A 23,642-nucleotide genomic window follows, 5' to 3' on the forward strand; every position below is an offset into this window, starting at 1 on the left:
AATAATCCGCGTGGGTGTCAATATCTGTCGGATACGGCATTGCGCCGGATGGTTGGCGGTATCGCTCAGTCCGAAAGATCACGGGAAACCATTCAGTGAGCCTCGCTCTTGTCGCTCCGTACGATTCGCAGGCTCGACGGCGCAATCAGCGATGCGCGCTTGCCCTCCGCTACCATCCACAGCGAAAAGCCCTTGCCGATCAGCACAGCAGCATCGTCCAGCGACTTGACATAGACTGCGTGCTCGGCGTGATGCTTCCGTCTGCCATGCGCAGGATCGCCCAGCCTGTATCCCCTCGTGGTGAGTTCTGGTTCCTCCACCGCGCCTTTGCGCGGGGAAACCCGTTCGATCCTGATCACATGTCCGTTCATAGATTTCCTCTCATTGTTCGGGTGTGCCTATCAGTACTTTCAACGCGTCATTCAGCTAATAACGACACAAGGAATCGGCTCGACAGCACACAATGGTGGTGTAGCTTCCGTGGGTGACAAACTCTGACAGGTTGCGAGGCATATGTCCTTTTCCAAGGCACAGGATCTGATCCGCCTTGCCCAACTGGCGGCGGCACGACGCGGCGGGATCAGCCTGGAAGAGATCTGCGCCGAATTCGGTGTGTCCCATCGGACGGCACAGCGCATGACCGATGCGCTACAGGAGACCTTCGGCAATGTTTCGGCCAACGACGACGAGGACCGCAAGCGCCGCTGGCGTCTGGTCGATCCGGGACTTGACAGACTGCAACTGAGGCATGAGACAGGGGTAGAAGCACTGGAAATCGCCGTGCGTGGAGCCGAAGCCGAAGGAAGGTTGCGCCACGCCCGTGCGTTGGCCGATCTGCGTGATGGGCTGCTTGCGCGAGTGCCCACACGGGCACGGGTCGAAGCGGACGCCGAAGCTGTCCTGACCGCCATGGGGCAGGTCACCCGCCCGGGACCCCGGGTTAGTCTGGTTCCAATGGTCCTCGATGCGATCATCGAGGCGCTCCGCGGGCCATTCCGCCTGCGCGTGCGCTACAACAGGGACCAGGCACTACGCATTCTTGAGCCGCATGGCGTACTGCTGGGCCATCGAACCTACCTCGCCGCCCGTGACGCCGCCAAGGCCGATGAAGTGCGCAACTTCCGCATCGACTTGATCCACGAGGCAGAGACTCTCAACGAGAGCTTCGCGCTGCAAGATGGGTTTACGATCGCGGATTATGCTGCCCAATCCTTTGGCGTCTGGCAGGACCCCGCGCAGTATGGTGAGGTGATCTGGCGTTTTGTCCCCGAGGCAGCAGAACGGGCGGCGGGGTTCCGGTTCCACCCCCACCAGACACTTGAGCTGCAAGACGACGGCAGTTTGATTGTACGCTTTCACGCGGCAGGCTGGGTGGAAATGACCTGGCACCTCTACCAATGGGGCGACAAGGTCGAGATACTCGCACCCGAGGCCCTCCGGAAAATGGTTGAAGGCCACCGCCGCTCCGATTTCGCTGCGATGCCGTGAGCAGTTTTGGATGCGGGCTAGCCGATTCGCTGCCGGGGCTGCGAGCAAAAACCGTGGCGAGGCTCCATCGACGCAGCAGGGAGCATCTCCCGGCGCCTGGAAAACACACGCACAGCGCGGTTTCTTCCGCCGCCTTCCGTATTGCGTATTGATGACCCGGCGACTTGGCTGGGTTAGCGGTGCCTCCCAGTTGGATTGCCGAGGAGTTCCGCATGTGTGGAGACCCTAGCATCGCTTAAGCACGCTTGACAGTTCCTTGGTGACCGCTTATCCAGTAAGCAACACACGAGCACGCGTCTGCATCGCTAAGGAGATGGCAAATGAACATTCCTGTTGCGGTGTTCCTCAACAGTATCGATGAAGCCGACGTCGCGCGGAAGGCAGTCGAAGCGTATAGAGCAGGCCTGCCCTTTTCGCTGAACGGCGATATTCAGGGGCAGAGTGTCGCAACCGGGCTGGTGAAGAGACTGGTGGAGGCGCTGTCCTATCCCGATAATGATGGAGTCAAGACGGCGGTCCTCAAGGTATTGTTCGAAGCGCCCGAACAAGAGTGGGTTGCTTATCCCGCCATGGTCGAAGGGGTCGCGCAAAGAGTGAAGATCAGCCAGGAAGAGGCAGCCCGAAGAACTCCCGCGGCGATCCGCGACCTGTCGTGGCAGGTCAAGCAGAAGGTTGACCTCTCGGACTTGTCAGGAAAGCAAAAGGCGATCGAGGTTCTGGCAGAAAGGATTCGCTCCGGCGGAAGTTTCAGTTATCGCTTGACCCACGCCGGACAAAGCGCTGTTGAGATATGGTTGCTCGCCTAACTTCAGTCGCCACATAATCCCGGCAACGCCTCGTTCGGATATGCCCCAGTTCTTTACCTCCGCGCTGCCTGTTCGCTGCGAAGCGCTGCGGGGGCTTATTGGGCACCAAAAAGGCCGGGGCAAACCCGGCCTTCCTGCAGCCATTGCCACTACATCCATTGCCAACGGCGATAGGACCATGTCTTAACCGTCGATCCGTGTCGATTGCATCACGCGGCGTCGGTTGCGCGTAGTTCAAGCCCTCCGGAATCCAAGCCCCCGAATCATCTCTTCGCGCGTCATCTCCAATTCTTCGCAGGCTACAGCGAGAGCCGCTTCAATGTCGTCATCGAGGGTCATCGCCATGCCGTCCCCTACGCGCGGGGGATTAATCGTCTCACAGCAAACGGTCAAGGATTAGGGACGCCACCCCAACGGGGTATTTGCTTTATTTGCGTTCTCGGACATTCTGAGAACAAACCACGGAGGGACAGATGTCGAAATATGAGGGGCTCACTTACCGGCTGGCTAAATCGGGTCTCTCCATGATCGCCTTGACGTTCAAGGAGGCCGAAGTTCTCATCGGCGCTGCGTTGCCGAAGAGTGACAGGCGCCCGCCGTTCTGGGCGAATTCCAACAAACCTGAACATTCCCGGCACGGGAATAAGGCTGCGCACAAGGCGGGCTATCGAAGCGTCCTCTTGGCTGGCCAAGACAAAGTGCGCTTTGTTCGCGATTGAGGTAGTCCATGGCTTTGCTGAGTGACGTCCCCGACCCGGGAACGGTTTTAGCCTCCTTGTTGGATCCTCGTTGGATTGCTGGTGTATCTAGTCGAATCGAGGCTCAGTGGCCGCAGCGGACCGTCGACAGGCAAATCAGCCGTCGAGCGGCAATTCAGAAACATTTTCGCTGTCATGGACGAAGGTCGCCGACAACCTCTGATCCGCTTCTACATGGAGAAGTACGAACGTGGTCGCGAGGACGCCGTGCGCCGAGCGGTCGAGGATCGCCAATGCGACACTAACAGGTGGTAGCGGTAACGCCAACAATTGGAGTTTGAGTGCCATGGGACTAATAGAAGACCACATAGCCTATGCCGAACCCCATATTCGCCCCGTATTGTTAAGCATCAGGGGGCGAATACTGAACCTAGATAGAAGAGTGAAGGAACGTGCTACACCCGCGCAACGCATCGGCTATCATTACGGCCGGATCTTCGCAGAGGTGAAAGTCCAGAAAAAATGTGTGCTCGTTCGAGTGTTTGATTGCGGGATTCCTGACCCGTTCCATATGCTTAGGCACATTGAGTATGCCAAGACGAATGGCTGGCAGCATGATAAGGAAATACGGCTGCACGATGTGGAGGAAATCGAACCCGCGATGCGTTTCGTGGCAGCTTCGTTGAGGAGAGCGAGGCGGTTATAACGAAAAAGGGCTGGCAAACCCGACCTTTCGCGCCACCTCATGCCGCTGATTGCCGCTGATTGCCGCTGATAAAGGGCGAAAGGCTCATCGGGCAGCCTACTGTTTGATCTCAGATCTTCTCGCAAGCTTGGAGAGATCCGCTAGGGGGACAAATTCTGCTTGGCAGCGCCACGGTGACAGCGGCGATCCGTCGAGCGATACAGCATGTCAATAGAGCCGGAGAGCGCCGCTGGCGAAGCGTTATGGGGGATCAATCAAAAGACGTGGCGAAGCGCACTTGCTTGTTTACCATTATGTTAAATTTTAGTTAACGGGTCATTGTTCTCTAATTTAAGTTGCATTAATTTAACCCTGAATTCGGGGGCCTATTTTTGAAGCTAGTTATTGCGTTTCTGGCGATCGTGCTCGTTCTTTCTTCTGCCAGTTCCCGGGCAGGTTTCGCGGTTCACGTCATCGACGGGGATACGCTCGACGTCGACGGATTCCGCCACCGTCTCCACGGCATCGATGCGCCGGAAGCCGGGCAAGCCTGCAGCGGCAGCGATGGGCTGGATTGGTCATGTGGCCGGGCAGCCATCGAAAAGATCGAAGAGCTAGTCTCAGGCAAGCACGTCACGTGCGACTCGCGCGGCAGCGATGGCTATGGCCGCCTGATCTCCGTCTGCGTGGCTGACGGCCGTGAGATCAACGCTACTATGGTTGAGGTCGGACTGGCGTGGGCATTCCGGAAGTATACGGCCGACTACGTGCCGTTGGAGGATGCCGCACGTTCGCGAGGGATCGGCATCTGGCAGGCCCCGACCCAGACGGCATGGGACTACCGCGAGGCCCACTGGCAGGCAGCAGTCCAGAGCGTTCCGGACGGAAGCTGTCCCATCAAGGGAAACATCAGCCGTAAGAACGTCAAGATCTATCACGTTCCTTGGTCGAAGGACTATCCGAAGACCAGGATCGACCCCAGCCGGGGCGAGAGATGGTTCTGTTCCGAGGCGGATGCGGTAGCCGCGGGCTGGCGCGCCCCCGCATGGGGCAGGTGACCCGAATGCAATCCAGGTTTGGAAACCCCACATGAACGGCACCGGACCACATGGCACCTCGTTTTGAAGCTTTGAACCGTCTCTTCGAGAGCGTTCGCGAATCCAACCACGACTTCCGTGTTACGACGGATCCTTTCCCGCCGCTCGATCCCGACAAGCTTGCAAAGACCATGGAACTCCCGCGCAAGGGGGCCGAAAATGGCAAGGACAACAGGCCCGTCCAGGCGTCGCAGGCTCCGGACGATGTGGAGCAGGCGGTTATCGAGCATATCGAGAACGAACGCCACGAGTCCTACCAGATACTGGAGGATAATTTCCACAGGTTTGCGACGCGTCTGCGCAACCTCGACTTCAACGCGCATTTTGGGCTGATCCGGCAAGCCAACATATCGAGTCTTACGGATTTCAAAGCGGAAGTGGCCAGCGGGCGTGACGAACTGTTCGGCCTTCGGAAGAGCCTGAAGGAGGCCGATGAAGAGCTGGCCGACTTCAGGGAGGCCAACGAACTGAAACGGGTAGCCAGGATCAAGAGTCCGATTTCCACTGCCGTCAAGTGGCTGGTGATCGCCGCAGTCCTGATCATCGAAACGGTGGTCAACGGCATCTATCTCTCGGAAGGCAACGAGCAGGGCCTGATTGGGGGCATCGGCGTCGCCTTCGGCTTTGCATTCGTGAACGTCGCGGCGACTGTCGTGCTCGCGTTGTACGTCATTCCGAACGTGGTCCATCGACGACGAGGCTGGAACCTCGTCGGGTATCTGGGCGTGTGCGGATGGCTGTTCGTCGCGGTTGGTCTGAACTTCGTCATGGCCCACTACCGGGAGGCATCGGGGGACACCTTCACGCAGGTCGGCGCCCTCGTGATGGGGCGGCTCCGGAATGCACCGTTCACCATGGATGATATGGACTCCTGGATACTGTTCGCCACCGGACTTGTCTTCTCCACAGTGGCGCTGGTCGAGGCGCTTCTCATCCGCGATCCGTATCCCGGATACGCTGGAGTGTATTTCCGCTACGCCACAGCAAGGAAGAGCTACGTCGACCACAAGAACCACCTGATCGAGACGCTTCAGGGCATCCGCGACGATCACAATCTAAAATTGGAAACGGTCATCAGGGATCTCGTGAAACGGCGTAGGGAAGCTGCTGCCATCATCGATAGCCGCACCCGCATCGCCAATCTCTTCACGGAACATCAGAACCACCTGGAGAGCGCCGCTCGGAAGCTGTTGACGATGTACCGGGAGGCGAATCGGGAGACGAGGACGGAACCGGAGCCGATACACTTCTCGTCCCAGTATATGATGGAACGGCGCAAAGCCGTGCCGAATACTGGAGAGGACTGGAGCGATCAGGATCTGGCCGAGGGCATCAAGTCGGCCCAGGCGGATATCCAGGAACAGATGCGACAGATTGGCCAGGAATTCGCCATGGCCGTCGATGCGTACCATCAGCTCGACACCCTTTTCCCGGAGACGATCAATGGCAAGGCCCAGGCGTAAGACACATGGTTCCTCTTCCGGGTTGGCAGTGTTTGGGATCGTTGTTCTCTCCCTTTTCATTGTCTCGGCCGTCGGCGCTTATGCCATGCTCTGGTGGAAGGCGGACAAGGTCGCAAAGCTGGACAGCGACCACTGTCCGGTGGAAGGACCATCGTCCGTGACCGCCGTCCTCCTCGATGTCACCGACCCGATCAAGGAAATCACAAAGATCGACCTCAAGCGGCAGTTCCAGAAAGCCGTAGCGGGTGTCGAAACGGGTGGTCTGATCGAGGTCTACGCCCTTTCGGGAGAGGAGGGGAAGCTGGCGCGCACCTTCAGAGGCTGCAACCCGGGCGACGGCGAAACGGCAGATCCCTGGACCACGAACCCGAAGAAGATCCAGGAACGATGGAAGAAGGCTTTCGAGGAGCCGCTGAAACAGATCGCAGAACACATCGGGGAAGCGGGCGAAGCCAACAGTTCGCCGATCATGGCTGGCGTCCAGCGGATCGTCATCGAGAGCTTCTCGGATCCGAAAGCAAACGGCAAGAACAAGACCCTGTACGTGGCTTCGGACATGATCGAGCACACTGACAGTTTCTCCATCTACAAGTCTGGGGCGGACTACGAGGCGTTCGAGAATAGCGTAGCGCGGGCAAGGTTCAGAACGCCACTTGACGGTATCGGCGTGAAGCTTCTCGTCTTCCAAAGAGAGACGGCGAAGCCACTTTCTGATCTGCCAGAATTTTGGACGCGGTGGGTCGATGGAAACGGCGGTGAGTTCATCGGCTACGAGCGTATGGCGGGAGTCGAATGATGAAAGCACGTTTCGACATTCGCCAGTTCGTGCGCGTCCATGGTCCGACAATCGTATTTATAGTGATGACCGTCTGCGGGTGCCTGACGATCTGGTTCGGCAAGCTACATGGCTTGGACCTCGCCACGGTCACCATGATCCCGCTGGGCATGATGTGCCTGTACTTCATAATCTCTTTCGCGGCAGCAGGACTGAGGCTGCATAACGAGCAGGCAGGCGACAACCTGTACTACATGGGTTTCCTCTTCACGCTCACGAGCCTCGGCGTCTCACTTTACCAGTTCAACGGCGGCTCGACCGACGAAATCGTGCGGAACTTCGGCATCGCCATCATCTCAACGATGGGCGGGATAGGACTCCGGATACTCTTCAACCAGATGCGCCGCGATCCAGCGGACATCGAGCGCGCGGTCCGGCACGAGCTGGCGGAGATGACCCGGCGGGTGAGGACCGAACTCGACTCCTCGGCCATGGAGTTCTCGGACTACCGTCGGACGAGCAACCAGATGCTCTCGGAAGGGTTCGAGGAGATCGCACGCCAGGCGGAGCGGAACGGCGAAGCTGTCCGTGCGGCCATCGAAGCCATGTCGCTGCAGGCGACGCTGACCATCCAGGCGGCCTCCGAGAGACTGGCCTCTATCCTAGAAGCCTCTCACCAGCACATAGAAGAAATTTCGCGTCGCAATGCGCAGACGGTGGCGGAAATGAGCGAGAAGCTCAACGCTTCGGTCGGGCAGGTCGGCGATCGTGCTGACAGGCTCGCCTTGGCGATGGATGGAGTGATCGAGAAGTATGCCTCGGCGCGCTCGCCCGATGAAGTCCTCAAGATAGACGTCAACCCGGTCGTTGCCGCACTCCAGACGCTCATCGAGGATCAGGGCAAGGCCATCAACGAGAACGCGGCTGGCACGAGGGAAACCGCGAAGCGCGTTCTAGCCGCCATATCTCCCTTCAAGCAGACGAATGCCAGCATCGCAGCCCTGGCAAGCAGGTTGGATGAAGCCAATTCGACCGCTAACAAGTCGGCTGAGGCTCTGGGCGAGATGCTCAAGCGGCTCGAGCAAGTCGCGGCTGCGACTGTCGACTCAACGGAGTCAACGGCGGCGCTCACGAAGAGGATCGATGAAACGCTTGCAGCCACCAAAGAGGCCACCGACGTTCATTCGAAAAATTCCGACAGGATTGGTCAACTGATGGATGCCGTGAAGGCGAGCACTGACGGCAGCAAGCTCGTGGCCGACAAGCTGTCGGCCGTCTCCGATGGCTACTCCAAACGCATTGACGACCTCACGGCTTCACTGGAGAAGTCCGCTACAGCCGCTGATAAGACGGCTCAGGTGATGGATCTCGTTGCGGGCAGGCTGTCCAACCAGCCGCCAGAGATACGTATCAATGGTCATCAGCAATCGGAGAACACGCCGGGCACTCCGGAAGCCAGCACTTTGGCCAACGTCGCCCATCCGGTCGTGAATGGCGACGGCGAGGATAAGCCGAAAAAGGCCTGGTGGAGCCGATGAGCACGGATACCGCGGCCAATCTGGAGCATAAAGGCTATAGCCGCGGCCTCATCCTTGGGTTCACGATGGCGGAATCCATGCTCCTGCTTGTTTTCTGTCTGCTCCTCGTCACAGGCGCCATGATAGTCAGCGAGCGGATGAAGGCAGGGCAGGCGATCGAGCAAGCCGAGCAGCTCCGGGGCGATCTCGCGGAGAAGGCCCGCGAGATCGATGATCTCGAGGCCAAGGTGACCGCATTGGGCAGCCACCTCTCACTCGTGGACAAGCGCATGATAGACGATGAATGGCGCGAGCTTGTCCTGGCCCGCGACACGGTCAGAAAACTCGAGAAGCGGGGCATCGGCAAAGACAGCATCGATGAACTTCTCAAGAGCGTCGAGGTGCTGCAGGAGCGTCTGCTGGACGTCAGGGATCCCGAGAAGCTCAGGGACCGTGTCGCGGCGATGGCCGCGGCTGACAAGGCGCTGCCTGCTGCCCTCGAGGAGCAGAAGCGGCTGAAGGCAGCATTAGCCATGGCCCTGGATCGGGCCGCAAAGGCGGAGGGGGAGCTCGCGAAGGTGCCGAAGGGGAGGAAGCCCCACGAATGGCCGCCGATTATTACCCTGAGTGAGGCCAACAACAACTACTTCAGATCGGGAAGCGCTGAACTGACGGAGAGGTTCGCATCCAAGCTTAAGGGGCCAATCCCAATCCAGATCGCCGACAATCTCAAGAACTACGATGCCGACATCATCGAGGTCATAGGCCACACAGACGAGCAGCCGATTTCACGTCCTGTTTCGAACATGGACGAGATGTCGACAGACGTCGTTGCGGGAAAGAAGCCGATCTCGGCACTCATCCCTGCCGACAACTCCGGCCTCGGGCTTGCCAGAGCTATTTCGGTTGCGAATGTGCTTCGGGCCAATAAGGCCTTGGGGGGCGTTACGATCTTACCGCTGTCGGCCGCACAGCTAGTGCTGCCGGGCGACACGCTCACGAGGGGTCAGGCCGGAGACGTGGAAACGCGGCGACGCATCGAGATCCGCATCAGAAGGCGGGACGCCTCGCCGTCGGCAGCAAATTAGCGGGCGCTTGCCGCGCTTATACACTTATCCCAGTTCTGATCCCGTCAGGTTCATGATTGGTGCCTCGACGACATGCTTGAATCCGGGAACCAAGATCGCGACACCGGTATGGACGCGGCTTGGCAGCGGACCGATTGGCGAAGCCCTGACCTGAGGAGATCCTGTCATCGGTTCGAACAACCTTCAAACGGGCCGCTGTGCCGCTAGCGTAGTGTCTGGCTCGGCCATGCCTACGAGGCGTCACGAGGTTTCTTCGCCGCCTCCGACCACGACCAGACCGGTAGAATGCCAATCCGGCTTCAAACACAATTCGCCGAGGGGCTAATCAGACTCGCTGCGGCCTAGCCCGACGGCAGCGCCCGTTCGGCATCATCCTCGTTCGTGCGCACCCGACACTTGTGTTGTGAAGCAATCTTGTGCCAGCTTGCCGGAGCTCTCCTGTAAGGGCTATTCGTGTGCCGGACCACCTCGGGAGGTCACATTCCATGCCGCGACGTAGAAAGGATTTGCCACCCCTTCCTCGAACTGCCGAATTGCTGCCAGTGCTAATCGACTTTATCGGGAAATACGAACCGATGGACCGTGATCTCCAGATAATCACGGCAGCTCCATTCGGATATGAAGCCGACGAGATCGAAATTGCACTCGTTGCAGGGACGAACCAGCGCTTTATGAGCCGATACACCGCTGCGATGTCTTATCTTATAAACAACGGCTTGGTTTGGAGAGTCAGAAAGACGCCTATCACGCTGACCGATCAAGGTCGTGAATACTTCGAAGGCCGTGCCGAGTTCGATGTCGATAATCTGGACATTGACCCACCACCGAAGGGTTTTTCTCCAGCAGATGTGCCGCTGATCGAGGCGTCTGAACCTCAGGCCCCACCTTCGCCGCCAGCGCCCGCTTTGAGCAAGGATGAGATGCTTAGGCAGAAGGCTAAGCGTGCGGCGGATAAGACGATTCAGTCCCTTCCAGACATGCCGCTCTCGCGGCTCTATACAGTGTGGGTCAATGCACACCGTATCGCCTCCGAGGAGTCGGACCCGCACATGAAGGCGGCCTCGATCCGCGTGCTAGATGAAATCGGGGCCGAGAGGAAAAGGCGAGGAGCGGTAGCTTCGACCGTATCGCCGGACGAGAGCTTCAGGTGGCCGACTACCGCCAGCACCGCCAGCGCAGGGGGATCCCGCGAGCAGCGATCGACTGAGGGCGTTCTGGCAAGCATCGGTTACCATGTCGGCCGCACACGAGGAGGATCAACACTATCGAGACGGCGGATGCTTGCAGGAATCTTCGACGGCTCCTTAATCGATGGTCCCACAGAAGAGCAACTTCCGTCTTCGACTTGGGGCTTCAATGGCAGCGGGCGTCGACTGAGGCTGATGGCCAATACGATTGCGAACCTCGCTAAGAGCGCGAAGGGTCGAGATCCCGCAGCTCTGGCGGTTGCCATCTCCCAATGGGAGGAAGATCTCGAGTGGATGAGGCTTACCTTCTATGAGGGGCGGTTCGATTTCACGTGGCCTTTGACCTCGATCGCTTCCCTTGATCGCTTAGAAGATAGCTAGCAGCGAATAGCGCAACCGGTGTTTAGAGCGTTTCAGGTTTTGACGGACGCCTATGCGGCGTTGGCGAAGTAGTTGCTGCATTCGCCGCGGTGGATTGTGAAGACGAGGCTGCCGAGGTGTTGCCATGTGTCGTCGACGGTTCGCTTTTGGGCCTGACGCACCTACCTCGCCAATCCAGGCACCCCTTCCACATGGGCCGACGGGCAAGTCTCTAGCTGGAGTTTGGACTTATGGTTCCGCGCAGGAGCTGAGTCCAGGAAATCTGGCTGCGACGGATCCAGCGGCCGCTGCTGTGGGATCTCGAACTCGTCAGCAAAAACAATCAGATCGAATCCAGCCTCATGGTGGGGGCGATACCTGACCGGATGCCCCTCGGAGGGATCGTCGTCGTTCTCGGAGAAGCCTTGAAAAGGCAAGGCTTCTCCGACCGAATTACTTATTCAGTGCGTCCTTGAGTGTCTTTGCCGGCGCGAAGGTCAGCTTCTTCGCGGCGGCGACCTTGATTGTGGCGCCCATCGCCGGATTGCGTGCCTCTCGCTCCGGCGTGTCCTTGACCTTGAACTTACCGAAGCCCGGAATCGATGTCTCGGCACCGGAAGTCGCGGCCGCAGTGATGGCGGCAAAGACGGCCTCGACGATCGCTTGCCCTGCGTCTTGGTCAGGCTGTGATCGGCCGCGATCTTGTCTGCAATATCGTTGGTTGTAGTGACAACCGAGATACTTGTCAGTTTGAAACCCTTTGTCACCGGGCCGACATGTCCCAAGGTCTTAAAGAATAGGATTTCCACAAGTGCTTTCGAATCGTCCTGCCTGTCAAGATCCATTCTCAGGGGTGTCGGATCGGGCGACGGGGTGCCAATTGCGGACGCGGGTTGAGTGTACCGAAGCCGCTTAGGAATCTGTTCTCCCATCTGATCGAGCATCTGCGGGCGAATGGTCGTAGGCGTGCTTTCTGTGCCTCTTGACATCTATAACGCGAATGCCACTCTTAGGTTGCAAACATGGGGGCATAGGATGGGATTCTTAAACGCTAAAGTCGTTAAAAAGGCACATACGAGGAAGGTCAAAACAAAGGGTGGCGTGAAGATGGTTAAAGTTAAGGCCGCCACGGTCGGAAGTATCGCCACGAACAAATCGAAGAGAAAGAAGAACTAGACTATTTGACGACCAAATAGATCGGCCACGTCCCAGTGCTTTCACGTCGAGCCAGATGGACGGAAGCAGGAAACAACTCATCTTAGATCACGCGGCTGGGCTCTTACTTGCGAGTCGGCCGCATTTTGACTAGTCATTCCGAGTTGGCGTCCCACCATGCCATGTACACGGAGTGAACGGGGTCGTGCGGCGCGGCGCTGACTGGACCCTGACTTGGAAAGTAGCGTTGCTCCCTGCGGTATGGGCAGTATTTTTTGAAGAGCGTATGCTTGCGGTCCTGCTTAATTCTCTCTTGCAGCATTTTCTCAAGCTGCATGGCGCTATCAAGCGTAAGGCCATTCGGGAGGATGACCATATACTGGTACCCGTGCATCTTGCTGTATTCAGCGAGCCGGTCTTTGAGCGGCCTCCGCGTATAGCCAATCATATACTCACCCACGTATCGAGACGCGGCGATGCACCAGACTGTGTCGTAGTATTGATCAATCGTTGAACTGCGAAGCACCGATTACCCCAATCAATTTGTTCCGCTAGCTTCCTTCGCGAGTGGCCGATGTCAACTCGATCGGAATGGTTGTAGATGACCATACACACCGAAATTTCTGTGCCAGAAAGATGGGGGTGCGGAGCGGTCCAGTCGCTTCGTTGCGAATGTTGCGTTTCCGCAGCGAGGTCACGCGGCAATGGTCTATGACAGTAAGCCTGTTACTGATCATTTCAGAAAGATCGACACCGACAGATTGATAGGGGTCGTGAGCATGCAGGGATTTGACGGGCACTTCTTCTTCCAGCGCGATCAGGTCAAGGTGCCTAGCCCCTCGGTGTCTCGCTGTCTCGCTGACAATTCGGTGGGGGTCATGCTTCATCGTCGCATCCGGTGTCGTCAGCCGGAAATCCGATACGAGAACAACATGTGGCAGCCCCTGCCTTCTGCGGGCAGGGGAGCTTCTACGCCGGCCATAACGACAAACGCGTCATCCGCCTCGATAGGAGGGACCAAACTTCGGCCTATTCAGTTCTTCAGGGCTTTGGATCAGTGCTTTCAGCAGCGCCTTCAGCACAGCTACTGATGGGGTGGCGGCTTCGTCCTCGAGAGTGTTGCCGTCCTTGGCAAGGAGTATCGCCCTCCACAACGTGAGGAAATCTCCGTCGAGCTCAACAATGCGCAATTTCGCAAACGAAAGCTTACCTTTAAGGTCCAACGCTTCATCTAGGCTTTGGATATAATCGGGGATTGGCCGAACCTCGGGCTCGAAGACGAAGTTACCTTCGCTGTCATCATAGCCGTAAAGACCGAACTCCTCGCAAGGGCGGCCGTCCTCATCCAGGTAATCAACCCACATTCCTGATTTCAGCCAGACCCATTCAATCTCTTCGGTTGGCAGGTTTAAGCCTGGAAAGCGAAACTGGCCCATTTTTTTCATCTGCTGCACTTCCCACTGGTGGAATGCCTCGAATATCACGACATTAAGCGGCCGATTGGTCGGATCAGTGAGGGTTCGGCTATATTCATCCAGCAGTTCGTAAAGCCGCGAGAGTTCCGCGAAGTTCATGTGCAAGTCAGCGGTGGAAACGTCAGACTGCATCGGCAGACTCCTGCGACGACTGACCGTTGGCAAATGCGAACACCGGATGAACGACCAGAGCCTGCAAACCCTTGGCAAGCCGCCGTTCGTTCAGAACGTTGAAGAGATAATCAACGACCGGCACACATCTTTTATAGGACCATCCCCGCGAACCTGACGGATGCGGTATATGGGCGGCGACGGCACCCCACTCCGGGCTCCAGTTGATTTCATGCGCTTCGTAATGACGACCGCCAGCCTTATACGCCGTAGAAATCGCCTTATGGACCGGCTTGCGACGCCACAACTCGGTTCCGCATACCAGGACAATTTCGGCCTCGGTCCTTTTAACATTCTCGATGAAATCGTGGGGAGCAGCCCCATTCCACAGGCCCTCCGGCGGACGGTCGCCGGGTTTGTTTCCCGCAATAACCGGAATGTAATTGCTGAAAATCACCGAATGCCAAAATGCGGCTGATTGATCACGAGTCAGCCCGCTAATTAGGCGTTTCGTGACGAGCCTTTCCACCCGCCTAAAAAACTGGGCATTCGCGCCAAGCCGTCCCTCAACGTAAGCATTTACGACATCCTTTGTCATCTCCGGGATGTCCGAGCCGATTGGAGCGCTGTGATGGTAATGGGCTTCGCCGAGCACCATAAGCCGCGCACCGCCCAAGACGTTGTCGCTTTGCCCGTAAAAATCGCCGCGCCAAAAGTGAGCCATTATTTCCTCCGTAAAACATGGAAGCGCAAGAATCCCTTGAGCGGGCCAATCGAAGCATACGAAGATAAAAAAGTTTCGGGTGATGAGATCGATTAGTTCACGCCCTTCGCCGGCGCTTGCTTTTCTTCCGCTTCTCAGCCGCTGCGGCGGTGGTGCGCCTTCATCTGGCACCATAAGCAATTCCGCCACGAGCGCCCACTCTCCGATTTTCCGTCTGCCGCTGTAGCGCGCTAAGTTAGGGGCGATCAACGCCAGCATCAGCGGTCAGCTTCTCTTGCGAAATGCCCCGTTTCACCCGCGACAGGGGTATATTTCATGCAACGAGCGCCTGACGGTTTTCATCGATTGAGGTCAGCAGGTAAGTCCCCTAAGAAACCACTGGCAATAGCCACGTGAGAGTGTCTATGGTGCCCGCTATGGTTGATGCTTCGGCATCTTGGAGGGGCAATGCGGGTCAGAATACATCGGGGAACCAAGGAGATCGGCGGAAGCTGCATCGAATTGGAAGCGCAGGGTGCGCGGATTCTGCTCGACCTGGGCTTGCCGCTTAATGGCGATCCCGACGATGTAAAGCTCCATCCGCAGGTCGAAGGTTTGCAGGGCGGAAGCGACCTGCTGGCCTTGGTTCTGTCCCACGGTCATTTGGATCATTGGGGATTGGCGCATCTGGCCAGTCCCGCTCTTCCGGTTGCCCTCGGAGCGGCGACGCACCGAATCATGAAGGCCGCGCAGCCATTCCTCCCGAAACCCTATGTTCCCCATCAGGCAATCGAGTTTTTTAGCGGAAATCCCCTGACTTTCGGCCCTTTCACCGTGATCCCGCATTTGGTCGATCACTCCGCATATGATGCTTATGCGCTGGAGGTGGAAGCCGGAGGGAAACGGCTCTTCTATTCAGGAGACTTCCGGGCGCACGGCCGTAAAGGTGCGCTGTTCGAGCGGCTGATCGCCAAGCCGCCGCGCGATATCGACGTATTGTTAATGGAGGGCTCGACGCTCGGACGACTCGATGCCGACCAACGGTTTCCCACCGAAGCCGAGATCGAAGACAAGCTGTTCGATATTTTCCAGCGCACCGACGGCATGGCGCTGGTCGCGGCATCGGCGCAGAACATCGATCGGATGGTCAGCCTCTATCGGGCCTGCAAACGCAGCGGGCGGACTCTGATTATCGACCTCTATGCCGCGGAAATCCTGCGGGCGACGGGCAATGCCAACATTCCGCAATCGGACTGGCCGAATGTCGCCGTCTATTTGCCGCATTACCAGCGCGTTCGTATCAAGCAAGATGAACGCTTCGATCTGCTGGAACCGCACAAGTCGAACCGCATCTTCCCCGCTGATCTCAAGGCACTCGCTGGGAGGGCTGCGCTCCTCTTCCGGCCTGCGATGCTCGGCGACCTCGACCGGGCCGATTGCCTGACGGGGGCGGTTGCCGTCTGGTCGCAATGGGAAGGCTATCTGCGTCAAGACAAGGGCATCAAAATCTCCGAGGCGTTCGCCGCACGCGGTATCCCGCTCGAAAATGCCCACACATCAGGACACGCCAGCATCGGCGACTTGAAGCGACTGGCGGCTGCCATCGCCCCGAAGATGCTGGTTCCCATCCACACATTCGAACCGGACCGTTTCCCGGATTATTTCGGGGCTCGTGTCACCCGGAAGGAAGACGGCAACTGGTGGGAGATTGGCGCATGATGGACGCCGTTACCGCACATCGAACCCTCGGTGCCGACTTTCTGGATGCCTTGGAGAAGCTTGCCGCATCTCCGAGTACGGGCAATCCTCGTCTTCGGCTTCGACAAGGCCCAGCGTGACGATCCGGTGTGGCGCAAACATCTGGAAAAGCTGGAAAGCCAGCTCGGGGGGCGCGTACGCGCCATCGGCAATCCGACGCGCCAGTCTGTGGCACTTCGGTAACAGCGGCAGTTTCTTCGCGGCGGGGCGCAATTTTCGAAGGCCTGAAATGAATAAGGGGGGCGACCATCTTCCATCGAAGGGGCCGCGCCCCTGAGTTCACGACAGAGGCCCCATGAAAGCCATTGTGCATCCCCGCGAAGTGGAAGGCATATCGAAGCCTTCATCGCAGCTAGACTTGCCCGTTCTGCAATCGAACTGGCGGAGCCACCAGATCGAAAAATACAGATGGCCGGAAACCATCATCCTAAACGCACCGGCCGCCGGCGTTGCCCTCTTCTTCGGAGAGCAGCGGATAAACCAGACAATTCCCGTTTATCTGGTGAATGCGACGGGGAGACGGTTGAGCGGCGTTTTTGCTTCCGACGCCGGTTTCATCGATTTCGACGAAGCACACGAAGACACCCTGCCGCATGTGCGCGCATTGGGAATTGTCGAGGATGGTACGGGCACCTTTCTGGACGCCTACAATCTCAAGCTCGCCGGGGATTTCTTCATTTCGTACACCGTGATCGCCACCACGGAACAAGGCACCCGCCATTCTGGAACCGCCCATATTTCGCCACCTCCCGGAAATTGGACCCTGATCGGAGACTGGGCATCGATCGAACCCTGATCCCCAAAAGTCGTTATTCGGGCAGCCATTTGCAGGCGCGATTGATGCCGCAGTGTTTACCCTTTCCTTGGTTTCCACAGGGCCGCAGTTTTCGCTACCGATCCTGCAGGCATGTCCGCGTGACCGGCAAGTTCGTAACCCAGAAAACGCATGAGTTCTCCCACGATCCCACCTGCACTTTTGGTTCCATCGTTGTGCGGATGATAGCGGTCGCCAAGGTTCGCGACGATGAACGGCTCAACTCCGGCCAGTGCTGGCAGCCCGGCCTCGGTCGTTGCAACAGCAGCCTTCTTCCCTTCCGAGGACCAGATGATCTCTTCCATTCTCTGGTACACGGGGTCGGACAATCTCATGCCTCCGGAACTGAGCGGCAGGCCGGAAGATTCAATCAGCTCGATTATTTCTCGCCCGCCATTGTCGAGCCGCTTCCTGGCGTTCTCGTGGAGGTTCGCGCGCTGCTCAGGAGTCATTTTCTGCAGTTTTTCGATTGTGATTGTCATAACTTGCTCCTTCGTCGCCGGTCACTACGCCATGGTCTATAGCGCATAGGTTTGGATTGGTTCGCCCCTTACGCTCTAACTGGTGCCCCGTTCCACGTGGCCCGTTCACCTGCGGATCGCTGGCAGGCATCGGGTGCTCTGACTGCCGCCGAACTTCTGGCTTCGAGGGCGATGGTCTCAAGGGCGGGGGCTGGACAGGTGCAACTGATTCGGTTGCCTTCCTCGTCCGCTGTGAGGCAGAAGCACCTCGGGCAGATGATTCCTTCCCCCATCGCCTCCGACCATTCGCCCATAAGAACCTCCGCCCGCAAATGACCACAGCTTCGCAGGGAATTTCCCGCGGTCAATTCACTCAAAAGGGCAGGGCATCGCACCAACAGGGAGGCTAGACTTAGCTGCTGATAAGAGGCCGTACTGTACGGTACAGACGGATGGCTGGTGAAAAAATGCAGACGGCGACGCCGGCTGCGATTGGCTCGACGGTTCGCATCCTTATCTCGACCAGGCTCAAGACACGTTCCAGTTCCAGATCGCCAAGAAGCCGAGCGCTCCCGAATGGGGCATTGTCAACTATAACGCTCCGCTCGCGACATCTGTCCTGGACAGCGAAGAAGGCGACGAAGCCGAAGTTCTGCTCGGAAGCTACATGCGGAAGGCGGTGATCGAAGCCCTCACGAAGTAAGTTCGCTGCTGGCGAAGCCGTTGTCCGGGGCGGACGGCGTCAACTGCACGCGTGTTCTCCTCTCACATGACGCCGCTGTACGAGGTCATCCGGCCTTCGGCATCGAGATTGATAAAGCCCCGCTTCCCTCTCTTCCCCACGGCCATGAAGACGATCCGGTCACTGTGAGCTTCGATGAAGCGGAGCGGCTGGCCGTCAGGGTCGAAATGGGTGATGTCGTCTCCGTCCGTTGTCCGGAAGCCCCGGTTCTCGAGGAATTGCTCGTTGGCCCGCTGAATGCCGATCGACTTCAGCCTCGCCGGGCGCTCGATTGCGCCCCACAACAGACCCACGCACCACATGACGGCCGTCACACTGGCTGCAAGCCAAAGGACCGCTTGCCATGGTGCAGGGAGTCCGTTGGGCTGCGATGCCAGGAGGCCTATGAGGATAAAGAAGACGAACCAGGCCAACGCGAAGCCAGCCGCCGCCAGAAAAAGGCTGCCGAGGAACGTCTTGAACAGTGTTCCTGCAAAGCCTCGATCATGTCCCCGGACAAGTTCCCGCCCTCCCAGAACAGGCAGCACGAGCGATCCGAGCACAACCAGGATAATCGATAGTCCGTCCTTGCCTTTCTTGGTGGCCTTCCACAGATCGTGGCCCATCGACAGGCCATAGCCAGCGGCGGCAGTCCTGCCGACAGTGGCCGCGGTAACAGACAGACCAGAACGTTTCGACTTTAACTTGAACATTTGTCACAGCACATGGGATCGAAGAAGTCGGTGAAGGTTCAAAAGGAAGGTGGATGCGGTCCATGCGGCACCGAGACACCACCCGATGGCGAAGACGATTGCGGCGGCCATTTCGAAGATCAGGTCTCCGAGCCAGATCGCTCCTTTCCCGAACAGCCGTATGGTGCCGGCAGTCCGATCTCCCATCCTTTTCGCGAGAGACTTGAAACGGTCGAGTTCGGCAGGACTGTCGGCGCGCTCGAGAACCTTGAACACAGAGCGGATGCCGGCATCGCTTCGGATGCTGCCTATGCTCGATGCCGCGACACGAAGTTCATCGACAGTTCCTGGCCTGAGCACGCCGTCGAACTGCCTGCGGACGGCGGAGACGTCGACCGGCCAGGCTTCCTTAACGGCAGCGTCGAGCTTCGAGAAGTCCAGCTTCCTGACGTCCTCGATAGAAAGTTCCGAGATTGCGCCCGCCAGCCCCGGCAGGCCTGAGAAGGAGACTTTCGGAGCTGGCATTGCGGCCAAGCCCTTCTTCAGTACTGACACGTCGACGGCGTCGTTCACCGAACGGAAAAGGCGTGCTGCAAGCTTGCTGCTCATCTTGCCCGCCTTGTTGGCGTTCTTCAGGATGGACGCTCCGACATCGATTGGCCCGGTGCCTGGTGCGAGCGTCACCACCATTCCAAACAGGGAAGCACCGAGAGTGAAACGGTCATAGTCGTCGCCAGCGAGAAGCTTGCCGCCCTCCCTATAGGTGTCACGAACGTCGCCGATTACGAAATAGTCGGCGGCGACAGCACCGATGAGGCTAGGTACGGAGTCGACCTGGCCGTGGATAAAGCCTCTGGCAAAACCAGTCGAATTCCGCCATGCCACGTCAGCCATAGGTTCGGCAGTGGAGGTAACGACTTCGGGCGGGATGTGGTGATCGAGCTCCAGTCCGATCCTCACGAGATCCTGGGCGTCCGAAAATTCGTCTGCGTCCACGGCCGCCCGGATCTCATTGACGAGTGCGTCTGTCGAGAGGCGCTGCAGCCTGTATCGCGTGATGGCTTCAGGCTCGTGGTCGAATGCCAGAGGCAGCGCGCCGGCGAATGGGGACGAGTAGAAAGCCGCCAGCGAACCAGCGAGAGCTGTCGCCGCGACTGCCAGACGTGCAGCAGAACGGATGCGTTTGAACACTTATCGCACCGCCGGTCCGCTGTTCCGCACACGAACCCGAATCCAACCAATCGCCACAAGCATAACAACGCCCCAGCACCCGAGCCAATTGGTAGCCGAAAGCGGTTCAATTGTCACCAGGGCCGGACACTCCACGGATGAGGCACGATTTGGCAAGGCGGGGAACATGGTGCACGAAAGTGTTCGGTTTTGAACAGGACAACACATGTCGCCTCGCACCGGCGGAGCAGGATTGTCGTCTCCGCAGGCTGCTGCCGTGCTCGACGTCTCCGAGAGAACGGTGAAACGCGTCCGCGCCGGAGAGGTCGGAGTCAAAGACGCCATGACAGCACGTGCTCAAGAATTCCTCGGACGATCCCGGACGACGACCGGCCGCGACGCCGAGCTTCTGGATTCGTATGCCGCCCAAGTCGAGTGGTCCGCTCTCTGCGCCGCGTTCCCGAACGCGCACCTGACCTGCCTGTCGTCGGCGATCGGCAGGGGGTGGAGTTCCGTCCACTCTCGCGACTGCCGTCAGCTCACGCAGTCCGAACGCATGCGGCAGCCGACGAGCTGGGGCGGCTTTGCCTTGAACTGGTTTCCCGGGCACGATCTTCCTTGGGGCGTCGAATGCCGTCTCGGTGCCGACGAGACGCCGTACCGCGTCGCCAGTGCCGAGAGGACGCTGCTCGAACTGGCAGACAAGGAGGGTGCTTTCGGCGAGGATGATGTCGGCGAAGCGTATTAGGGCGCTTTCGCGCTGTCTGAATCCGCGCCCGATGTCTCCCACTACCTTTTTCGGCAATAAATTCAGCTACGTAGGAAACCTTCGAAGGCTAAGTGTTACAGTCTTGTGGACGTTCCACATGGGCTATTTGCCGTTGCACCAATTTGCATCGTTCTACATCATGCCGCGCCTTCCCCGACTCGCACGCTATCCCCATCTGTGCCCTGTCCAAAATCGGCAAGGAGAACAGGGTGCCCGAGACTGTTGAATGCAAGCGGTGCGAAATCACCTATGAGGTCCACTATGACCACGGCAAACCATGGGAGACAAATATGCTGCTCTGCCATGAATGCGGGAATGACCTCGATTTCTACGTTAACGGCCCACGGCGCTATCTGGTGCGCCTATGGGATCGGTTCAAATCGTCATAAGGTCGACCGCTATCCGCTTGCAACGGGTGATTGGCGCAACTAGGGTTTGCGCGTCACTAACCTCGCACACATGAAGAACCTCATGAAAAACAAACTGCTAATGCTCGCCCTCGCTGGACTGGCCCTGTCCGGCTGTGTAACTTAACTAGTCAGGAGATCGCGCGGGTCGAAGCTTCCCTGCGCCCGCCCTCCGCCGCTCTCAAGGCTGCTATCGTTGGCGCTGCGCGTGACTATCTAGTTGATCCCTATTCGGTCCGGGACGCCGAGATTTCGAGCGTTGTAGACGCATCGCCGGATAAAAGGGTTCAGGCGGTGTGCGTCAAGTTCAACTCGAAGAACCGCATGGGCGGTTATGCCGGGCGGTCGGCGCTTTCCGTCCGGGTCGTCAATGATAAGGTGTTCGACAGGACCCGCCGGGCTGCCGGGGATGAAGTATCATCCATTCCCCGAACTCGAAAACCTGAAGAACATCTAGGGGCGACCATGCGATTTATGTGGTCGGGTTATGGCTACGGCTCCCGCTCTGGTCTGGATGAAGCAAAGCAGTATAAAACGCTTCGCGGGAAGTCCGACATTCTGAAAGGCACAATCCGCGCGTCGTTGGGTGGCGTAACGTCGGGCGGGAAGTCGCAGCCGAGTATCACCATTGACGGCGTGACAACGAAGCGGTCAGGTGAATACTACAACAACGACATGTCCCTGATCTTCTGGGACATGTCGGGCGACGAGGCACTCTTGGCCGCTGCGCAGTTCATTAAATTTGCAGCAATGATAAATGGTCGAGAGGGCAAGGGCGCGTTGCTTGATGACGGGGCTAAGGTGTTGTTTGACCCGCTCCCCGGAATCGTGCCGATGAGCCCGAGGGATCATTTCTCCGATTTTCTCGGTGAGGTCGCAAACCGATGGGAACGCGATGCGGAAGCGAACGAGCGAGTTGTCGCTGCTTTCACGGATGCAGCGCGAGCACATGGTGTTGGGTTGGCGGATAAGTCCGCCTTCACTCAAACCGCAAAGTGGCGAAGGCGATGCGCGGCGGCAATGCGGAATTTCCTCAACTACTATCGTTCCGGCGATGATGTAGAGAAATCGACAGGCGATGGCCCTACAGTCGTAAAGTAGCCTGTTGAATCTTCCCCGGTGGGCCTGTAGTTGACTGGCGAGGTTGCCGCCCCGCCAGTCGTGCGCCGACGATAGACGGCGCTTATGCGGCTTCGCTTGCCGGACGGCCTTCTTAAATTCGTAGGCGTCTGCCTCTGCCATGAGGGACCGGAAGGCTTCGAAATTAGCGCCAAGGTGCTTGCGAAGAAAATCAGCGGCGTCACACGCGGCCTGCTTCTCGCGCTCCCTTTCCTGCTGCCATCTTTTGCGTTCCCGCTCCTGTGCCTCATCCCGCTTCTGCTGCGCTTCAAGCCGCGCCTTCTTGCGCTCGTTCTTCGCCTTCATGGTACCACGCTTTGCGCACACACCCTTCGGCTTCCGGCGGCGACGCTTCGGCGGCACCCGGAAGCTCGGCATTTTCGCCGGCTTCGGTGCCTACACCGACGGCGACCAGGTCTCCTCGATAAATGCGCGATAGTCAGCAAGCGCTTGGCGCAGATCGGACTGGAGTCTGAACGGCATGTCGCGGAATCGGACTCCCTTCTCGATGCTATTTTCGAGTGCCTGCAGTTCGAGTGCGAAATTGTCGTAGATCCGTCCGTCACCATCCGACGAGCGCGGTTGATATTGGACCTGACGTTGCTCACGGCGGCATCTTTCAGCTCAGGACGACGTGCCGCCAGGGTTGTTGTTCGCCCGCCGAGCGATGCGCTTGAGGGCATCTACTACCGAAATGATGGGCGTCGCGGAGGTGATTTTCTCCCTGGACGTTCAATTCCCAAGACTTCGGCTCGCGGCTCGCGAGCTCCTCGATCCCATCCAAATCGACCTTGTCGAGTCCTGATTGTCGACCAGGCGATCGGGTTCTTTCTCGCGCTTAAGCCCCCACGTTGTGTCATCTGCCTTGACCTGTGATCGACTTTCCACGAACGAGGAACAAGTAGTTTCTCCTTGGAGACGACGTTGGCGGCGCAGTGCATCACGTACTAATACGTGATGCACTGCGTTATTGTCTTCGCGATCGATCATTTCCAACGCGCGGCGCTCGGTATCTTGCCGTCAGGCGCTAGTGGTTTCCGCCTAACATAAGAGTCCGTATGGGATTCCCTTTGGCGCGTGCGTATGCGAGTGTGGCGCATGCGCACAGGAATAGCCTTCACCG

23 protein-coding genes and 1 pseudogene are annotated in these 23,642 nt (G+C 58.2%); 14 read left to right on the forward strand and 10 right to left on the reverse strand.

Annotated features, from left to right (window positions below; all coding sequences use genetic code 11):
* Positions 1-92: 92 nt before the first annotated feature.
* Positions 93-359 (reverse strand): hypothetical protein, encoded by a 267-nt coding sequence (locus N181_RS14940; protein ID WP_245290983.1) that lies wholly within the window; start codon positions 357-359, stop codon positions 93-95.
* A gap of 154 nt (positions 360-513) precedes the next feature.
* On the opposite strand from N181_RS14940, the gene N181_RS14945 reads away from it, so the two are divergent.
* From N181_RS14945 to N181_RS14955, 3 genes are all read left to right on the forward strand, one after another.
* Positions 514-1,488 (forward strand): helix-turn-helix transcriptional regulator, encoded by a 975-nt coding sequence (locus N181_RS14945; RefSeq protein ID WP_060563489.1) that lies wholly within the window; start codon positions 514-516, stop codon positions 1,486-1,488.
* Positions 1,489-1,808: 320 nt separating this feature from the next.
* On the forward strand, positions 1,809-2,294 hold the full coding sequence (locus N181_RS14950) for a hypothetical protein (RefSeq protein ID WP_060563491.1): 486 nt from the start codon (positions 1,809-1,811) through the stop codon (positions 2,292-2,294).
* A gap of 473 nt (positions 2,295-2,767) precedes the next feature.
* The gene (locus tag N181_RS14955; protein ID WP_060563493.1) at positions 2,768-3,013 is read left to right on the forward strand and encodes a hypothetical protein; all 246 of its coding nucleotides are present in this window, start codon (positions 2,768-2,770) and stop codon (positions 3,011-3,013) included.
* A gap of 135 nt (positions 3,014-3,148) precedes the next feature.
* On the opposite strand, the gene N181_RS33145 is transcribed toward N181_RS14955, so the two are convergent.
* Positions 3,149-3,340: a hypothetical protein gene (locus tag N181_RS33145; RefSeq protein WP_153451951.1), complete on the reverse strand. Its 192-nt coding sequence runs from the start codon at positions 3,338-3,340 to the stop codon at positions 3,149-3,151.
* A gap of 729 nt (positions 3,341-4,069) precedes the next feature.
* Here N181_RS33145 and N181_RS14965 point away from each other — a divergent pair.
* The 6 genes from N181_RS14965 (at position 4,070) to N181_RS14990 (ending at position 11,185) form a co-directional block, all read left to right on the forward strand.
* Positions 4,070-4,735: a thermonuclease family protein gene (locus N181_RS14965; RefSeq protein ID WP_060563497.1), complete on the forward strand. Its 666-nt coding sequence runs from the start codon at positions 4,070-4,072 to the stop codon at positions 4,733-4,735.
* A gap of 170 nt (positions 4,736-4,905) precedes the next feature.
* Positions 4,906-6,237 carry a hypothetical protein gene (locus N181_RS14970; protein ID WP_234885877.1) on the forward strand — a complete coding sequence of 444 codons (1,332 nt, stop codon included), beginning with the start codon at positions 4,906-4,908 and terminating at the stop codon, positions 6,235-6,237.
* Between the two features lie 28 nt (positions 6,238-6,265).
* The gene (locus N181_RS14975) at positions 6,266-7,033 is read left to right on the forward strand and encodes a hypothetical protein (RefSeq protein ID WP_141322116.1); all 768 of its coding nucleotides are present in this window, start codon (positions 6,266-6,268) and stop codon (positions 7,031-7,033) included.
* Positions 7,033-8,550, forward strand: coding sequence for a coiled-coil domain-containing protein (locus N181_RS34055; RefSeq protein WP_060563533.1), 1,518 nt, complete (start codon positions 7,033-7,035; stop codon positions 8,548-8,550). Before N181_RS14975 ends, N181_RS34055 begins: the two co-directional genes overlap by 1 nt.
* A complete protein-coding gene (locus N181_RS14985; RefSeq protein ID WP_060563505.1) occupies positions 8,547-9,617 on the forward strand; it encodes an OmpA family protein in 1,071 nt (356 codons plus the stop codon). Before N181_RS34055 ends, N181_RS14985 begins: the two co-directional genes overlap by 4 nt.
* A 575-nt stretch (positions 9,618-10,192) precedes the next feature.
* The gene (locus tag N181_RS14990; protein WP_060563507.1) at positions 10,193-11,185 is read left to right on the forward strand and encodes a hypothetical protein; all 993 of its coding nucleotides are present in this window, start codon (positions 10,193-10,195) and stop codon (positions 11,183-11,185) included.
* A 432-nt stretch (positions 11,186-11,617) separates the two neighbouring features.
* Here N181_RS14990 and N181_RS15000 read toward each other — a convergent pair.
* Both N181_RS15000 and N181_RS15010 read right to left on the reverse strand, forming a co-directional pair.
* Positions 11,618-11,904: pseudogene (locus tag N181_RS15000) on the reverse strand (HU family DNA-binding protein).
* Between the two features lie 569 nt (positions 11,905-12,473).
* Entirely contained in the window at positions 12,474-12,767 is a 294-nt protein-coding gene (locus N181_RS15010) for a hypothetical protein (protein WP_141322104.1), read from the reverse strand.
* A 256-nt stretch (positions 12,768-13,023) separates the two neighbouring features.
* Here N181_RS15010 and N181_RS33155 point away from each other — a divergent pair, with 256 nt between their 5' ends.
* Positions 13,024-13,410 (forward strand): DUF4334 domain-containing protein, encoded by a 387-nt coding sequence (locus N181_RS33155; protein WP_141322102.1) that lies wholly within the window; start codon positions 13,024-13,026, stop codon positions 13,408-13,410.
* Here the strand turns inward: N181_RS33155 and N181_RS33160 are convergent.
* Both N181_RS33160 and N181_RS15020 read right to left on the reverse strand, forming a co-directional pair.
* Positions 13,315-13,926: a hypothetical protein gene (locus N181_RS33160; RefSeq protein ID WP_060563513.1), complete on the reverse strand. Its 612-nt coding sequence runs from the start codon at positions 13,924-13,926 to the stop codon at positions 13,315-13,317. The two genes, N181_RS33155 and N181_RS33160, sit on opposite strands and share 96 nt — an antisense overlap.
* Complete coding sequence (locus N181_RS15020; protein ID WP_174839370.1) at positions 13,916-14,887, reverse strand: hypothetical protein; 972 nt, start codon at positions 14,885-14,887, stop codon at positions 13,916-13,918. Before N181_RS15020 ends, N181_RS33160 begins: the two co-directional genes overlap by 11 nt.
* A 189-nt stretch (positions 14,888-15,076) precedes the next feature.
* Here N181_RS15020 and N181_RS15025 point away from each other — a divergent pair, with 189 nt between their 5' ends.
* From N181_RS15025 to N181_RS15030, 3 genes are all read left to right on the forward strand, one after another.
* Positions 15,077-16,327, forward strand: coding sequence for an MBL fold metallo-hydrolase (locus N181_RS15025; RefSeq protein ID WP_060563515.1), 1,251 nt, complete (start codon positions 15,077-15,079; stop codon positions 16,325-16,327).
* Positions 16,328-16,387: 60 nt separating this feature from the next.
* Positions 16,388-16,549 (forward strand): hypothetical protein, encoded by a 162-nt coding sequence (locus tag N181_RS33165; protein WP_153451948.1) that lies wholly within the window; start codon positions 16,388-16,390, stop codon positions 16,547-16,549.
* Between the two features lie 112 nt (positions 16,550-16,661).
* The gene (locus tag N181_RS15030) at positions 16,662-17,162 is read left to right on the forward strand and encodes a hypothetical protein (RefSeq protein WP_060563517.1); all 501 of its coding nucleotides are present in this window, start codon (positions 16,662-16,664) and stop codon (positions 17,160-17,162) included.
* Between the two features lie 56 nt (positions 17,163-17,218).
* Here the strand turns inward: N181_RS15030 and N181_RS15035 are convergent, their stop codons facing one another.
* The 3 genes from N181_RS15035 to N181_RS15045 form a co-directional block, all read right to left on the reverse strand.
* On the reverse strand, positions 17,219-17,662 hold the full coding sequence (locus tag N181_RS15035; protein WP_060563519.1) for a hypothetical protein: 444 nt from the start codon (positions 17,660-17,662) through the stop codon (positions 17,219-17,221).
* 744 nt (positions 17,663-18,406) lie between these two features.
* Positions 18,407-19,075, reverse strand: coding sequence for a hypothetical protein (locus N181_RS15040; protein WP_060563520.1), 669 nt, complete (start codon positions 19,073-19,075; stop codon positions 18,407-18,409).
* Between the two features lie 3 nt (positions 19,076-19,078).
* Positions 19,079-20,245, reverse strand: a complete 1,167-nt coding sequence (locus N181_RS15045) for a hypothetical protein (protein WP_060563524.1) — start codon at positions 20,243-20,245, stop codon at positions 19,079-19,081.
* Between the two features lie 205 nt (positions 20,246-20,450).
* Here N181_RS15045 and N181_RS15050 point away from each other — a divergent pair, with 205 nt between their 5' ends.
* On the forward strand, positions 20,451-20,972 hold the full coding sequence (locus N181_RS15050) for a hypothetical protein (RefSeq protein ID WP_141322100.1): 522 nt from the start codon (positions 20,451-20,453) through the stop codon (positions 20,970-20,972).
* Between the two features lie 1,079 nt (positions 20,973-22,051).
* Here N181_RS15050 and N181_RS34280 read toward each other — a convergent pair.
* Positions 22,052-22,825 carry a hypothetical protein gene (locus tag N181_RS34280; RefSeq protein ID WP_153451945.1) on the reverse strand — a complete coding sequence of 258 codons (774 nt, stop codon included), beginning with the start codon at positions 22,823-22,825 and terminating at the stop codon, positions 22,052-22,054.
* Between the last annotated feature and the right edge of the window lie 817 nt (positions 22,826-23,642).

It is taken from the genome of Sinorhizobium fredii USDA 205, from assembly GCF_001461695.1.
Classification (GTDB): domain Bacteria; phylum Pseudomonadota; class Alphaproteobacteria; order Rhizobiales; family Rhizobiaceae; genus Sinorhizobium; species Sinorhizobium fredii.

Excerpts from the sequence above, each read along its gene's own strand:
- N181_RS14945 (WP_060563489.1), top strand. The coding sequence starts at position 514 with ATGTCCTTTTCCAAGGCACAGGATCTGATCCGCCTTGCCCAACTGGCG.
- N181_RS14950 (WP_060563491.1), top strand. The coding sequence starts at position 1,809 with ATGAACATTCCTGTTGCGGTGTTCCTCAACAGTATCGATGAAGCCGAC.
- N181_RS14955 (WP_060563493.1), top strand. The coding sequence starts at position 2,768 with ATGTCGAAATATGAGGGGCTCACTTACCGGCTGGCTAAATCGGGTCTC.
- N181_RS33145 (WP_153451951.1), bottom strand. The coding sequence starts at position 3,340 with ATGGCACTCAAACTCCAATTGTTGGCGTTACCGCTACCACCTGTTAGT.
- N181_RS14970 (WP_234885877.1), top strand. The coding sequence starts at position 4,906 with ATGGAACTCCCGCGCAAGGGGGCCGAAAATGGCAAGGACAACAGGCCC.
- N181_RS34055 (WP_060563533.1), top strand. The coding sequence starts at position 7,033 with ATGAAAGCACGTTTCGACATTCGCCAGTTCGTGCGCGTCCATGGTCCG.
- N181_RS14985 (WP_060563505.1), top strand. The coding sequence starts at position 8,547 with ATGAGCACGGATACCGCGGCCAATCTGGAGCATAAAGGCTATAGCCGC.
- N181_RS14990 (WP_060563507.1), top strand. The coding sequence starts at position 10,193 with ATGGACCGTGATCTCCAGATAATCACGGCAGCTCCATTCGGATATGAA.
- N181_RS15010 (WP_141322104.1), bottom strand. The coding sequence starts at position 12,767 with ATGATTGGCTATACGCGGAGGCCGCTCAAAGACCGGCTCGCTGAATAC.
- N181_RS33155 (WP_141322102.1), top strand. The coding sequence starts at position 13,024 with ATGGTCTATGACAGTAAGCCTGTTACTGATCATTTCAGAAAGATCGAC.
- N181_RS33160 (WP_060563513.1), bottom strand. The coding sequence starts at position 13,926 with ATGCAGTCTGACGTTTCCACCGCTGACTTGCACATGAACTTCGCGGAA.
- N181_RS15020 (WP_174839370.1), bottom strand. The coding sequence starts at position 14,887 with ATGCTGGCGTTGATCGCCCCTAACTTAGCGCGCTACAGCGGCAGACGG.
- N181_RS15025 (WP_060563515.1), top strand. The coding sequence starts at position 15,077 with ATGCGGGTCAGAATACATCGGGGAACCAAGGAGATCGGCGGAAGCTGC.
- N181_RS15030 (WP_060563517.1), top strand. The coding sequence starts at position 16,662 with ATGAAAGCCATTGTGCATCCCCGCGAAGTGGAAGGCATATCGAAGCCT.
- N181_RS15035 (WP_060563519.1), bottom strand. The coding sequence starts at position 17,662 with ATGACAATCACAATCGAAAAACTGCAGAAAATGACTCCTGAGCAGCGC.
- N181_RS15040 (WP_060563520.1), bottom strand. The coding sequence starts at position 19,075 with ATGTTCAAGTTAAAGTCGAAACGTTCTGGTCTGTCTGTTACCGCGGCC.
- N181_RS15050 (WP_141322100.1), top strand. The coding sequence starts at position 20,451 with ATGTCGCCTCGCACCGGCGGAGCAGGATTGTCGTCTCCGCAGGCTGCT.
- N181_RS34280 (WP_153451945.1), bottom strand. The coding sequence starts at position 22,825 with ATGAAGGCGAAGAACGAGCGCAAGAAGGCGCGGCTTGAAGCGCAGCAG.